The 13851-nt window shown below is 74.6% G+C and carries 12 protein-coding genes; 8 read left to right on the plus strand and 4 right to left on the minus strand.

Annotation, left to right across the window (positions count from 1 at the left end):
- Positions 1–240 precede the first annotated feature (240 nt).
- From SM573_RS08500 to SM573_RS08510, 3 genes are read left to right on the plus strand one after another with little or no spacing between them, the layout of a single operon-like run.
- A complete protein-coding gene (locus SM573_RS08500; protein WP_474615864.1) occupies positions 241–1959 on the plus strand; it encodes an AMP-binding protein in 1719 nt (572 codons plus the stop codon).
- The gene (locus SM573_RS08505; protein ID WP_474611178.1) at positions 1949–2203 is read left to right on the plus strand and encodes a glutaredoxin family protein; all 255 of its coding nucleotides are present in this window, start codon (positions 1949–1951) and stop codon (positions 2201–2203) included. Before SM573_RS08500 ends, SM573_RS08505 begins: the two co-directional genes overlap by 11 nt.
- A 25-nt stretch (positions 2204–2228) precedes the next feature.
- Entirely contained in the window at positions 2229–2879 is a 651-nt protein-coding gene (locus tag SM573_RS08510; RefSeq protein ID WP_474611177.1) for an HAD family hydrolase, read from the plus strand.
- Between the two features lie 15 nt (positions 2880–2894).
- On the opposite strand, the gene SM573_RS08515 is transcribed toward SM573_RS08510, so the two are convergent.
- Positions 2895–3551 (minus strand): response regulator transcription factor, encoded by a 657-nt coding sequence (locus SM573_RS08515; protein ID WP_474611176.1) that lies wholly within the window; start codon positions 3549–3551, stop codon positions 2895–2897.
- A gap of 25 nt (positions 3552–3576) precedes the next feature.
- The gene (locus SM573_RS08520; RefSeq protein ID WP_474611175.1) at positions 3577–4875 is read right to left on the minus strand and encodes a sensor histidine kinase; all 1299 of its coding nucleotides are present in this window, start codon (positions 4873–4875) and stop codon (positions 3577–3579) included.
- A gap of 445 nt (positions 4876–5320) precedes the next feature.
- Between SM573_RS08520 and SM573_RS08525 the strand changes: the two genes are divergently transcribed.
- Genes SM573_RS08525 through hemB form a run of 5 tightly spaced genes read left to right on the plus strand, consistent with a single transcriptional unit; the run spans position 5321 to position 10975 of the window.
- Positions 5321–6091 carry a redox-sensing transcriptional repressor Rex gene (locus SM573_RS08525; RefSeq protein WP_474611174.1) on the plus strand — a complete coding sequence of 257 codons (771 nt, stop codon included), beginning with the start codon at positions 5321–5323 and terminating at the stop codon, positions 6089–6091.
- Positions 6088–7431, plus strand: coding sequence for a glutamyl-tRNA reductase (locus SM573_RS08530; RefSeq protein ID WP_474611173.1), 1344 nt, complete (start codon positions 6088–6090; stop codon positions 7429–7431). Before SM573_RS08525 ends, SM573_RS08530 begins: the two co-directional genes overlap by 4 nt.
- A complete protein-coding gene (hemC, locus tag SM573_RS08535; protein ID WP_474615865.1) occupies positions 7428–8396 on the plus strand; it encodes a hydroxymethylbilane synthase in 969 nt (322 codons plus the stop codon). The genes SM573_RS08530 and hemC overlap by 4 nt, the downstream gene beginning before the upstream one ends.
- Positions 8393–9973: a bifunctional uroporphyrinogen-III C-methyltransferase/uroporphyrinogen-III synthase gene (locus SM573_RS08540; RefSeq protein WP_474611171.1), complete on the plus strand. Its 1581-nt coding sequence runs from the start codon at positions 8393–8395 to the stop codon at positions 9971–9973. The genes hemC and SM573_RS08540 overlap by 4 nt, the downstream gene beginning before the upstream one ends.
- 18 nt (positions 9974–9991) lie before the next feature.
- Positions 9992–10975, plus strand: a complete 984-nt coding sequence (gene hemB / locus SM573_RS08545; protein WP_474611170.1) for a porphobilinogen synthase — start codon at positions 9992–9994, stop codon at positions 10973–10975.
- A gap of 178 nt (positions 10976–11153) precedes the next feature.
- Here the strand turns inward: hemB and SM573_RS08550 are convergent, their stop codons facing one another.
- Together SM573_RS08550 and SM573_RS08555 are read right to left on the minus strand one after the other, a co-directional pair.
- Positions 11154–12173 carry a GNAT family N-acetyltransferase gene (locus SM573_RS08550; protein ID WP_474611169.1) on the minus strand — a complete coding sequence of 340 codons (1020 nt, stop codon included), beginning with the start codon at positions 12171–12173 and terminating at the stop codon, positions 11154–11156.
- 70 nt (positions 12174–12243) lie between these two features.
- Positions 12244–13836 carry a lytic transglycosylase domain-containing protein gene (locus SM573_RS08555; RefSeq protein WP_474615866.1) on the minus strand — a complete coding sequence of 531 codons (1593 nt, stop codon included), beginning with the start codon at positions 13834–13836 and terminating at the stop codon, positions 12244–12246.
- Between the last annotated feature and the right edge of the window lie 15 nt (positions 13837–13851).

A 13851-nucleotide genomic window follows, 5' to 3' on the forward strand; every position in this document is an offset into this window, starting at 1 on the left:
ACAGTTCCGGCGTCGCCCTCTCCGGGCGTGTCGTGCCGTCCCGTCCACGGGACGCCGCCGGCTCACCCGCGTCACACCATCGTGTCCCGTTGACGGGACCGGGCCCGCGTCGCACCGGACGGCCGGCCACGGTGTCCGGTCGACGCACCCGCCGCGCCGGTGGACCGACGGCGGCCCACGGCCCGCCCGGTGCGTTCGGGGCATGGTCGCGGGGCGACCGCTGTGCCAGACTCAGCCACCGTGCAGGACGCAGCGAGCAGCTCCGCCCCGACCCTCGCCGACCGGGTGCGCCGGGCGGCCGTAGCCCACGGCGACCGACCCGCGCTCCGCTGGCGGGACCGGACGATCGACTGGTCCGAACTGGACGAGACGGTGACCCTCGTGGCCCGTACGCTCGCCGCCGCCGCGCCCGCGCCGGACGAGAGCGGCCGGCCGGCCCGGGTCGCCATCGCCCTGCCCAACTCGCCCGACTTCGTGACCAGCTTCCTCGCCACCCTGCGGGCCGGCCTGGTCGCGGTGCCGGTCAACCCCGGTCTCACCACGCCGGAGCTGCGCCACGTGCTGGCCGACTCCGGTGCCGCGGTGCTCGTCGCCACCGATCGGATCCGCGACCTGGTGGCGCCGCTCGCCGCGGAGCTGCCCGCGCTCACCGCCGTGCACACCGGCCCGCCGGTCGCCGGGCCCGACGACGACGGGCCGACGCTCGACCTGCCCGCCCCGGGCGCCGACGACCTCGCGGTGCTGCTCTACACCTCCGGCACCGAGGGGCGGCCCAAGGGGGCCATGCTCACCCACGGTGCCCTGGTGGCCAACCTGGAGCAGGTGAGCCGCATCGACCCGCCGGTCGTCGGCCCGGACGACACGGTGCTGCTGGCCCTGCCGCTGTTCCACGCCTACGGGCTCAACTCCGGGCTCGGCGCGGTGCTCCACCATGGCGCGACCGGGGTCCTGGTGGACGAACCCGGGCCCGACGCGGCGCTCGCCGAGATCGCCCGGCACCGGGTCACCGTGGTGGTCGGCGTACCGTCGATGGTGCTGGCGTGGTCGACCGCGGAGGCCGGCGCGCTCGCCGCGGCGACGGCGTCGGTCCGGCTGGTGGTCTGCGGCGCGGCGCCACTGGAGCCGGCCGTGGCCGCCCGCTTCACGGCCGCCACCCGATGCCCCGTCCACGTCGGCTACGGACTCACCGAGACCGCGCCGGTGCTCACCTCCACCCTGGTCGGCGGCGTGCCGAAGGCCGGCTCGATCGGCCGGCCGCTGCCCGGTGTGGAGGTGCGCCTCGTCGCCGCCGACGGCACGGAGCTGTGGCGCGACGGGGTGGCCGCACCGGACGACGAGGCCGACGGACCGGACCTGTCCGACACCGCCCCGGGCACCGACCCCGGCCAGATCGTCGTCCGTGGCGCCAACCTCTTCGCCGGCTACTGGCCGGACGGCCGCGGCGGCCCGGACGCCGAGGGCTGGTGGGCCACCGGGGACGTGGCCTACGCCGACGAGGACGGTGACCTCTTCCTGGTGGACCGGCTCGGCGAGCTGATCCTGGTCAACGGCTTCAACGTCTACCCGCACGAGGTGGAGCTGGCGCTCGACGCGCACCCGGGGGTGGCGGAGTCGGCGGTACTGGGTGTGCCGCACCCGCGGACCGGCGAGACTGTCCGGGCGTACGTGGTGCGGGCGGGCGGGGACGACCCGGTCACCGCCGAGGAGCTGCTGGCCCACTGCGCGCGGAACCTGGCCCGGTTCAAGTGCCCGACGGGCATCGAGTTCGTCGAGGCCCTGCCGCACTCGGTGATCGGTAAGGTCCGTAAGACCCAGCTCCGGTCGGCGGCCGCGGTCACCGCCCCGGCCGCGGTGGCGTCTCTGACGACGCCGCACCCGGTGCCGTCCCCGGCGGCGCCGGTCGACGAAGACCCGTCGGTCCCGACCGACCCGCGCACGGAGGTGCCCGATGTCCAGTGACGCCCGGCTCACCCTGATCACCCGGCCCGGCTGCCACCTCTGCGACGAGGCCCGGGCCGCGCTGGAACGGGTGGTCGCGGTCACCGGCGACCGGTGGGTCGAGTGGGACGTCACCGGCAACCTGGAGCTGGAGCGCGACTACGGCGACCGGCTGCCGGTGGTGCTGCTCGACGGCAAGGAGCACGGCTACTGGCGGGTGGAGGAGGAGCGGCTGCTCCAGGACCTGACCACCCCGCAGCTGTGACCGTCGCCGGGTAACCTACGGCGACATGACCCCTGCGCGCCCCCATCTGGTCTGGGACTGGAACGGCACCCTGCTCAACGACCTCAGCCTGGTGGTCGCCGCCACCAACGCGGCCTTCGCCAGCGTGGGCGGGCCCAGCGTGACGGCCGACGAGCACCGGGTGCGGTTCCGCCGGCCGGTCGCCGAGTACTACGCGGAGGTGCTGGGCCAGGCCGTCGACGACGAGGCGTTCGGCCGGCTGGACCGGATCTTCCACGAGGCGTACCGCAGCGGGCTGACCACCGCCGAGCTGGCCGCCGACGCGCGCGCCGCGATGGCGGCGTGGCCGGGGAGCCAGTCGTTGCTGTCGATGTGGTTCCACGACGAGCTGGTGCCGGCCGTGCGGGGCTTCGGGCTGACCGGGCACTTCCTGCGCGTCGACGGGCTGCGCGGCACCGTCGGCGGTGACCGCAAGGCCGAGTCCCTCCAGAAGCACCTCGCCGAGCTGGGCGTGGACGGGGGCTCGGTGGTGCTGATCGGCGACTCGATCGACGACGCGGACGCGGCCGCCGCGGTGGGCGGCCGGGCGGTGCTCTACACCGGCGGCTTCACCGACCCGGCCCGGCTGCGGGCCTCCGGCCACCCGGTGGCCGACACCCTCGCCGAAGCGGTCGCACTGGCCCGCACCCTGTCCTGACGGGCCGCGCGCGGGTCAGTTGCGCAGGTAGGCCAGCACGGCGAGCACCCGGCGGTGCTGCTCGATGTCGGGCGGCAGGTCGAGCTTGGTGAAGATGTTGCGGACGTGCTTCTCCACCGCGCCGTCGCTGACCACCATGGTGCGGGCGATGGCCGTGTTGGAGCGCCCCTCGGCCATCAGGCCGAGCACCTCGCGCTCCCGCGGGGTCAGCTCCCGCAGCGGGTCGTCGCGGCGTCGGCGGGCGAAGAGCTGGCCCACGACCTCCGGGTCGAGCACCGTGCCGCCGCCCGCCACCCGGTTCAGCGCGTCCAGGAACTCGTCGATCGCCGCCACCCGGTCCTTGAGCAGGTAGCCGATCCCGCCGCCGCCGGCGCCGCCGGTGGTGGCCAGCAGGTCGTCGGCGTACGACACCTCGACGTACTGGGACAGGACCAGGACCGGACTCCGCGGCACCAGCCGGCGGGCCTGCACCGCCGCCCGCAGCCCCTCGTCGGTGTGCGACGGCGGCATCCGGACGTCGACGATCGACACGTCCGGCCGGTGGGTCACCACCGCCTCGACGAGTGCGTCACCGTCCCCGACGACCGCCACCACCTCGTGCCCGTGTTCGGTGAGCAGCCGCACCAGCCCTTCGCGGAGAAGGACGGCGTCGTCGGCGATAACGATGCGCATGGTGCTGTTGTCTACCACGCCGGGCTCACAGCGGGAGGTCGGCGCGGACCTCGGTGGGGCCGCCGGGCGGGCTGACCACGGTGAGGTCGCCGCCCGCGGCGCGGACCCGGTCGGCGATCCCCGCCAGACCGTGCCCCTTCGCCACGTGCGCGCCGCCCTGGCCGTCGTCGCCCACGCTCACCGTGAGCCGCTGCCCGGACCGGAGCACGCTCACCTGGCACTCGGTGGCCCGGCTGTGCTTCGCCACGTTCGTCAGCGCCTCGGCGACCACGAAGTACGCGGTGCTCTCCACCGACGGGTCGAGCCGGCCGGCCGGCGTGCCGAGGTCGGGTTCGACCCGCAGCTCGATCGGGATCAGCCCGCGCCCGGCGAGCGCGGCCAGCGCGCTGGGCAGGCCCCGGTCGACGAGGATCGGCGGGGCGATCCCGCGGGAGAGGGCGCGCAGCTCGGCCAGCGTGTCCCGGGTCTGGGCCACGGCCTCGTCGAGGGTCCGCCCCGCCGCCTCCGGGTCGGAGGCGAGCTGCTGCCGGGCCCGGCTGAGGTCCATCGCCAGGCGGACGAGCCGCTGCTGGGGGCCGTCGTGGATGTCCCGCTCCAGCCGGCGCAGCGCGGCGGCCTCGGCGGACGCGGCGGCCCGCTTCTGCTCCTCCAGCACGGTGATCCGGTCCCGCATCTCCGCCACCCCGGTCAACATCGCCCGGCCGAAGCGGGCCTGGAGCACCGCGCAGGCCCGGACCACGATCGGCAGGGTGATCAGGAAGAAGATCCCGGCGGCGGTGTAGAGGCCGACCCGGGCGAGGGTGGAGTCGCCCAGGCCGAGCAGCTGGGCGAGGTCGCCGTCGTCCTCGCCGCGCGGCAGCGCCCAGTCGTACGTCCAGTAGAGGAGCCCGCCGATCGCGCCCGCCCACCAGGTGACGGTCACCACGAAGGTGCCCACCGCCACGAAGAGCTTGACGATGCCGTGCGCCAGGTCGAGCCAGGACTGCGCGTCGCTGATCGGCACGAAGATCCGGCGCCAGGCGCTGGCGCCCGGCTCGGCCGACCGGTAGCGCGGGCGTACCCGGGGCTGGTGCAGGACGCGGGGCAGGCGGAGCCGCTCGATGTCGGCGAAGCTGCGGGCGGCGTAGAGGGTGCCGCTGAGGATCGGCAGGCCGATCACGGTCACCACCAGGCCGACGCCGAGCGCCGTGCCCACGAGCAGGACGACGAAGCTGGCCAGCGCCAACGGGAAGGCGAGCAGCACGTAACCGGAGTCGAGGAGGAGCTGGCGGTAGATCGTCGGGGCCAGTCTGGGCTGGTCGGCGGTGGCGGGAACGGCGGTCATGTCCCAAAGGCTAGGCAGCGGCGGGGTCGCCGACCCATCCCGCAGCCCGCCCAGTGCACCGTAGGGCTGGCCCTACCTCCGCTCGCCGGTGATCGTGCGGTTCCGGGCCGCCCGTCGCTCCCGACCGTGACGCCGGGCACCCGCGGGGCCGGAGCGCGCGGATCGACGGGCGCCGTACCGGCGCGAGATTGGTCAGAGAAGTCGGGATTGAGCAATAATCGCCGGGCGGCTCCGGCGGAGGCCGCCGGATCGATCTTGCGGAATGGAGGGCCAGGTGGAGCCGCGTCGCGAGCTGACAAGATCGCGATTTGTGCACCCCTTCACAAGCGCCTACTCTGTAGTTCCGACGCGCCCTGCTAGCACAGCCGGCACCCTCGGTGGCCAGCGGGAGTCCCGAAGCGGCCGACCGCCGGAGTTGGCCGAGGATCGCACCGCACGGAGTCTCATGAGTCAGCACCGTCACCCTGGCGCGCCCGGTAGCGCCGGTGCCGTACCGGCGCTCCCGGACCTGCCCGAGGCGACCGTCGCGCGGCTCCCGGAGTATCTCCGCGCCCTGCACAACCTCGCCGACACCGGCCACGAGACGGTCTCCAGCGAGGGGCTGGCCACCGCGGCCGGCGTCAACTCCGCGAAGCTCCGCAAGGACCTCTCGCACCTCGGTTCGTACGGCACCCGCGGGGTGGGCTACGACGTGGCGCTGCTGATCGAGCAGATCGAGTCGGTGCTCGGGCTCACCCAGCGACGGGCGGTCGCCCTTGTCGGCGTGGGTAATCTCGGTCACGCCCTGGCCGGCTACGACGGGTTCGCGAGCCGGGGCTTCCGCATCGCCGCCCTCCTCGACGCCGACCCGGCCCGCGTCGGCGAGGAGATCAACGGCCTGGTCGTACGGCATGTCGACGAGCTGCCCCAGGTCGCCGCCGAGGAGTCCATAGCGATAGGCGTGATCGCGACCCCGGCCGGCGCGGCGCAGCACGTGGCCGACCAACTGGTCGCGGTCGGCGTGACCAGCATCCTCAACTTCGCGCCCTGCGTACTCTCGGTCCCGGAGGGGGTCGACGTACGCAAGGTCGACCTCGCCATCGAACTGCAGATCCTGTCCTTCCACGAGCACCGCAAGGCGTCGCTGACCGCGCTGCCCGCCACCGGCGGGTCCGCCCTCACCGCTCTGCCGGGTGGTCTCGCGGCCACCGACTCGCAGGAGGCGATCGGCACGTGAAACTCCTGGTCGTCGGCGCGTCCTACCGCACCGCACCGGTCGCCACGCTGGAGCGGCTGGCGGTGCCGCCCGCCGAGTTCACCAGCATCCTCGACCGGCTGATCGCGCAGCCGTACGTCAGCGAGGCGGTGCTGGTCTCCACCTGTAACCGGGTGGAGGTCTACGCCGCGGTGTCCGGTTTCCACGGCGGTCTCGGTGACATCTGCGCCGTCCTGGCCGACCAGGCCGGCTGCTCGCCGACGGCGCTCGCCAACCACCTCTACGTGCACTACGACTCCGCCGCCGTCAACCACGTCTTCCGGGTCGCCGCCGGGCTGGACTCGATGGTGGTCGGCGAGGCGCAGATCCTGGGCCAGCTCCGGGATGCCTACCACTGGGCCACCGACGCCGACTCGGCCGGCCGCCTCCTGCACGAGCTGATGCAGCAGGCGCTGCGGGTGGGCAAGCGGGCCCACGCGGAGACCGGCATCGACCGTGCCGGTCAGAGCGTGGTCACCGCGGCGCTGGAACTGGCCGCCGCTCACGTCGACGGTGACCTCACCGGCCGGCCCGCCCTGGTGGTCGGGGCCGGTGCGATGGGCTCGCTGGGCGTGGCGACGCTCTCCCGGCTGGGCGCCGCGCCGCTCACCGTGACCAACCGGGGAGCCGAGCGGGCCGCCCGGCTGGCCGAGTCGTACGGCGCGAGCGCCGTCCCGATGGCCGAGCTGACCGCCACACTCTCCACAGTGGACATCGTAGTGGCCGCCACGGCGGCCATCGAACCGGTCCTCACCCGCTCTGTGGTCGCCGAGGCGCTGGCCGGGCGTGACCCCCGGCGGGGGCCGCTGGTCCTGCTCGATCTGGCCGTGCCCCGCGACGTGGAGCCCGGGGTGGCCGAGCTGCCCGGCGTCGAGGTGATCGACATCGAACGGATGGCGAGCCTGCTCGCCGAGGGGCCGGCCGCCAGCGACGCGGCCGCCGTGGAGCAGATCGTCGCCACCGAGGTCGAGAGCTTCCTCATCTGGCTGCGCGGTGCGGACGTGGCCCCCACCGTGGCCGCCCTGCGCGGCCGCGCCGACGACGTGGTCAGCGCCGAGCTGCGCCGGCTCGCCCAGCGCCGGCCCGACCTGACCGACGACCAGCGCGCCGAGGTGGCGCGTACGGTGCACCGGGTCGTGCAGCGGCTGCTGCACCAGCCGACGGTGCGGGTCCGCCAGCTCGCCGCCGAGCCCGGCGGCGACCAGTACGCGGCCCTGCTCCGCGAGCTGTTCGATCTCGAGGTGCCCCAGACCTCCCCGGTCGACACCGTCCCCGACGTCGTGGAGACCGACCCCACCCCGTCCACCGGAGGTGAGCGATGACCGCACCACTGCGCCTCGGCACCCGGGGCAGCGCTCTGGCGATGGCCCAGTCCGGGCACGTCGCCGACGCCCTGACCGCGGCCACCGGGCGCCCGGTCGAGCTGGTCGAGGTGGTCACCGCCGGTGACCGCTCGCAGGCGCCGGTGCACCGGCTCGGTGTCGGCGTCTTCGTGTCCGCGCTGCGTGACGCGCTGACCGCGCGCACCATCGACTTCGCGGTGCACTCGTACAAGGACCTGCCCACCGCGGCCGCCCCCGGGCTGCACATCGCCGCCGTGCCGCCCCGGCAGGATCCGCGCGACGCGCTGGTCGCCCGGGACGGTCGCACGCTCGCCGAGCTGCCGCCGGGCGCCACCGTCGGCACCGGGTCGCTGCGTCGGATCGCCCAGCTGCACGCGCTCGGCCTGCAGTTGGACGTCACCCCGATCCGCGGCAACATCGACACCCGCCTGGGGCGGGTGCTGGGCCCGGCGGCGGACCTCGACGCGATCGTCCTGGCCCGGGCCGGCCTGGCCCGCATCGGGCGGACCGACGAGATCACCGAGACGCTCGACCCGATGCTGATGCTGCCCGCGCCCGCCCAGGGCGCGCTCGCGGTGGAGTGCCGGGCCGACGACCCGGACCTGATAGAGCTGCTCGCCGTGCTGGACCACGCACCGTCCCGCGCCGCGGTCATCGCGGAGCGGGCGCTGCTGGCCACCCTCGAGGCCGGGTGCAGCGCGCCCGTCGCCGCCTACGCCGAGATCGCCGAGGGCGACACCGGTGAGGAGATCTATCTGCGCGGGGCGGTGATCAGCCCGGACGGCACCCGTGACCTCCGGCTGTCCCGCACCGGAACGCCCGCCGAAGCGGCGGAGATCGGCAAGGCACTCGCCGCCGAACTCCTCGACGTCGGCGCCGACACGATCCTCGGCCACGAAGGACACACCGGTCCGGGGACCCAGCAAATTGGGAGCACAGAATGACCCGCACCCGTAAGCCCGTAGGCCGCATCGCGTTCGTCGGGGCCGGTCCCGGCGACCCGGGCCTGCTGACCCGCCGGGCGCACGACGCCCTGGTCGACGCCGACCAGGTGGTGTACGACCGGGGAGTACCCGAGTCGCTGCTCGCCGCCGTGCGCGCCGAGGCCCGTGAGGACGCCGAGTTCACCCCGGCCGAGGGCGCCCCGGGCGACGTGGCCAAGGTGCTGATCTCGGCGGCCCGCGCCGGGCAGAACGCGGTGCACCTGGTCGCCGGTGACCCGTTCGGCCACGACTCGGTGGTCAAGGAGGTGCAGGCGGTCGCCCGCACGGCCGCCCACTTCGAGGTCGTGCCGGGCGTGGGCCAGGCCGAGGGGGTCGCCACCTACGCGGGTGTGCCGCTGCCGGGCGTACGCACCGCGGCCGACATCGAGGACGTCGGCACGCTGGACTTCGAGGCGCTCGCCGCCGCGGTCACCCGGGGCTCGCTCGCCCTCGCGGTGGACGCGGGCGACCTCGCCGCCGTCCGGGACGGTCTGCTCTCGGCCGGCGTGGACGGGGCCACCCCGGTCGGGGTCACCGGCGACGGCACCGGCGAGACGCAGTACACCACCACCTCGACGGTGGACAGCTTCGTCGCCGCCGCGCTCGGCTTCACCGGCCGGGTGGTGCTCACCGTGGGCGAGGGCGTCGGCCAGCGTGACAAGCTCAGCTGGTGGGAGAACCGGCCGCTGTACGGCTGGAAGGTGCTCGTGCCGCGCACCAAGGAGCAGGCCGGCGTGATGAGCGCCCGGCTGCGCGCGTACGGGGCGATCCCGTGCGAGGTGCCGACCATCGCGGTGGAGCCGCCGCGCACCCCGGCGCAGATGGAGCGGGCCGTGAAGGGCCTGGTCGACGGCCGGTACGCCTGGGTGATCTTCACCTCGGTGAACGCGGTCCGCGCGGTCTGGGAGAAGTTCGCCGAGCACGGCCTCGACGCCCGGCACTTCGGCGGCGTGAAGATCGCCTGCATCGGCGAGGCGACCGCCGACGCGGTCCGCGCGTTCGGCATCCAGCCGGAGCTGATTCCGTCCGGGGAGCAGTCGTCCGAGGGGTTGCTGGCCGAGTTCTCCCCGCACGACGAGGTCCTCGACCCGGTGGGCCGGGTGCTGCTGCCGCGTGCCGACATCGCCACCGAGACGCTCGCCGCCGGGCTCACCGAGCGCGGCTGGGAGGTCGACGACGTGACCGCGTACCGGACCGTCCGGGCGGCCCCGCCGCCGGCCGAGATCCGCGACGCGATCAAGTCGGGCGGCTTCGACGCGGTGCTCTTCACCTCGTCCTCCACGGTCCGGAACCTGGTCGGCATCGCGGGGAAGCCGCACGCGCGTACCGTTGTTGCTGTCATCGGCCCGAAGACGGCGGAGACCGCGACGGAGTTCGGCCTGCGGGTCGACGTCCAGCCTCAGCACGCCTCGGTGCCCGATCTGGTGGAGGCGCTCGCCGCCTACGCCGTCGAGCTGCGGGAGAAGCTCGCCGCCATGCCGGCCAAGCAGCGCCGGGGCTCGAAGGTGCAGGGTCCGACCGCCCTGAGGTTCCGGTAGTCGTCAGGAGGCAGTTCCGTGCCGTACCCCGAGATCCGGCCCCGCCGGCTGCGCCGCACCCCGGCGCTGCGGCGGCTGGTGTCCGAGACCCGTGTCGACCCGGCCGAGCTGGTCGTGCCGATGTTCGTGAAGGAGGGGCTCACCGAGCCCCGGGCCATCGCCTCGCTCCCGGGGGTGCTCCAGCACTCCCGGGACTCGCTGCGGAAGGCCGCCGTGGAGGCGGTGCAGGCCGGGGTCGGCGGCATCATGCTCTTCGGCGTGCCGGCGGAGCGTGACCCGTCCGGCTCGGGCGGGATCGACCCGGACGGCATCCTGAACGTCGCGATCCGGGATGTGGTGGCCGAGGTCGGGGACGCCACGGTGGTGATGAGCGACCTCTGCCTGGACGAGTTCACGTCGCACGGGCACTGCGGGCTGCTCACGCCGGACGGCGAGGTGGACAACGACGCGACGCTGGCGGCGTACGCCGAGATGGCCGTGGCCCAGGCCGACGCCGGGGTCGGGATGGTCGGGCCGTCCGGGATGATGGACGGCCAGGTCGGGGCGGTCCGGCGGGCGCTCGACGCCGCGGGCCACCAGAACGTCGCCGTGCTGGCGTACGCCGTCAAGTACGCCTCGGCCTTCTTCGGCCCGTTCCGGGACGCGGTGGAGTCGGCGCTGGAGGGGGACCGGCGGACCTACCAGCAGGACCCGGCCAACCTGCGTGAGTCGCTGCGCGAGGTGGCCCTCGACGTCGCCGAGGGCGCCGACATGGTGATGGTGAAGCCGGCTCTGCCGTACCTGGACGTGGTGGCCGCGGTGCGCGACGCCGTCCACGTTCCGGTCGCCGCCTACCAGGTCTCCGGTGAATACGCGATGGTCGAGGCGGCCGCCGCCAACGGCTGGATCGACCGGGAGCAGGTGATGATGGAGACGCTGACCTCGATCCGCCGCGCCGGCGCCCAGGTCATCCTCACCTACTGGGCGGTCGAGGCGGCCCGACTGCTCCGCGAGCGTTACTGACCGAGGCTTCGCCGCGCCCCGGTCGCGCCGCATCGACGGCCCGGACCGGGCGCTCAGGTGCGGGTGGCCACGTACCGCAACGTGCCTCCACCCCCTATCAACCCCCGGCACGGCTGACGGCGCCCCCCTCGACGTCGAGGCCGCTGTGGTGGGCCGGCCCGGAGCGTTCCGGCCGGGCTCAGCGCGCCGAGTCGAGGCGGTGGACCAACTCGCCCACGTCCACGCTGTATTCGCACCAGTCACGGTCGGGCTGGTAGCCCAGCTCGGCGTTGACCTTCAGCATCGCCTCGTTGGCCTGGGCGTTCCAGGTCTGGACCTCGGCCAGCTCGGGCTCGGCCGAGCGCAGCTCCATCAGCATCCGTGCCTTGATCGCCCGGTCGATGCCGTAGCCGCGGTGGTCCTGCACCACGATCGTGTCGTACTGGTCGGCCCGGGTCGGGTGCTGCGCCGGCACCACCACCTCGGTCAGGCCGGCCACCTCGCCGGTCTGCTCGTGCAGGGCCAGCACGATGTACGGCTTCATGCCGCGCCGGTGCAGGCAGTCCAGGCTGTCCCGCAGCCGCTCCGCGTCGTAGGAACTCGGCCGCAGCTCGCCGTCCTCGACGTCACGGACCTCGGCCTTGGCGCGGGCGTACGCCTCGAGCAGCTCGTCGGGCGGCCCGCCCGGGTGGAACTCCAGGTGGTATCCGGCGCCCACGCCTCCGGCCATCTCCGACAGGTCGGCCCAGTCCACGCTGGAGAGGTTGAGCACGCTGCGGGTCTCGACGTACTCGCGGATGAAGCCGAGCGACTCGTAGAAGGCCACGGCGGGAGTGTCACCGACCACCTCGACGCCGATCGAGGAGAAACCCTCCTGGTAGACCCGGTGGGCGGCGACCCGGACCAGCTCCCGGCCGAGGCCCGTGCGGCGGACGTCGGGGTGCACCAGCACCTCCAGCACGCCGATGTCGCCGAGGAGCAGCACGTGCACCTGGCCGACGATCGGCCCGGGGGCGCCGTTCGTCGCCGGCTCCGCCTGCGCCACCCAGGAGATCCGTCGCTGGCCCGGCATCACCTCGGTGAGGTATTCCCGCAGGGAACTCTCCCGCCATGGCGGATCCTGCGGCAGATCGGCCGCGAGGACAGCGTTGAGCGTGTCCAGCAGCGACGCGATCTCGGCGGCCGATGCGGTCCGGGCGTCCCACTCGCGCACCTTCACCCGTCTAGCTTGCCGCTAACCTCAGCCCGGGGGAAGTGTCCAGTTCTCCAAATGTATGCAGACGATCACTTCACGTACGGCTCGCCTGCCCGTAGCGGTTGGCCGTGTCGAAGACGTCCTGGGCGTAGCGACGCACGTCGTTGTACGACAGGATCGCGTTCCACCAGTCGGCCGGGATGCTCAGGTTGCGCCCGTTGCGGCACAGGTAGTTGCCCGCGGCGAGGGCGGCGTCGTCGATGTCGTGGGGGTCGATGGAGCCGTTGTTGTCCGCGTCCACGCCGACCTCCTTCCACGTGGTCGGGATGAACTGCATCGGCCCGATCGCGCGGTCGTAGGTGCTGTCGCGGTCGAACTGCCCCCGGTCGGTGTCGGTGATCCGCATCCGGCCGCCCTGTCCGTCCAGCGGCAGGCCGATGATCTCCGGCGTGGCCCGGCCGTCCGGCCCGAGGGTCGCGCCGTTGGCCCTCCCGTGTGAGGACTCGACGAAGCCGATCGCGGCCAGGGTCGTCCAGCTGAGCGCGCAGCTGCGATGGGTCTGGGCGAGCACCAGCTCGGCGTAGCCGTACGCCTGCATGGCGACCGGCGAGATCCCGACCTTCGCGCCGACCTGCTGGGCCCAGCCGGCGAGCGCGTCGGCGGGCCGGCCGCCGGTCGGGGCGCCGGGCCCGGTCGGCAGCACGCCGGTGGGAGGCGCGGTGGTGGGCCCGCTCGGCGGGCCCGACGGCAGGCCGCCCGGGAAGCCGGACGGCGGCACCGTCGGCGAGAGCCCGGGAGCGGGAGCGGTGGGCGCGGCACTGCCGTCGACGGCGACCGTGCGCGGTGCGCGGATGGCCGCCGGAACGACGACCGCGCCGGCGGCCGCCGTCGCCGCGACCAGCACGAGCAGGAACATCCCGGGGAGCGTGAGGCGGCCGCTGGGGCGCCGGGACCAGGCCCGGGTCGCGTGAGCGGCGGCGACGGCGGCCCGGCGCGGACCGACGCGGACGGCGTGCGCGAACGGCACCCGGTGCCGGCGGGAGCGGCGCGTGGAGGTGGTCGCCTCCACAGTGGCGGCACCGAGGGCCGGCGGAGCGGGCGCCCCGCCCGGTGCCGGTGCAGCCCCCTCGGTGGCGTCCGCCTTCGTGCCGTCCGCCTTCGTGCTGTCCACCTTCGTGGTCCCGGCCCCCGCGGCCTCGGCCTTCGGGTCGGCGGCACCCGTGGTCGGGGCCGGTGCGTCGGCGTCGGCCTTCGCCGGGGCTCCGGTGGCCGTGGGGGTGTCCGTCTTCGCGGCGTCCGTCTCGGGCCCGGTAGCGCCGGACGCGCCGGTCGCGGCCTCCGGGGTGGTCACGGCCGCTGGGTCGCCTTCGGACTTCGCGCGGGTGTCGGCGGCCTCCGTGGCGGTGGTCGTCGTGGCGGTGGTCTCCGCCGAGGCGTCGCCGTTCGCCTCGGTGCGGGTGCCGGTGCCGGTGTCGGTGCCGCCGGGTGAGGCGGCGGCCTCGGGTGAGGCGGGTGCGGCGGGGGCCTCGGGTCTCAGCCAGGGGCGACGGGGGCGGGGAACCTGCCCGGGCGCCGGATCGGGGGCCGCGCCGGACTCGGCGAGCGCCCCGTCGAGCGGCGCGGCCGGGCGCAGGGGCCGAAGGGTCGATCTGTCCTCGCCGTCCACCACCCGTCGAGTATCACCCATGTCCCGCGGCACGTC

It is taken from the genome of Micromonospora xinjiangensis, from assembly GCF_056150165.1.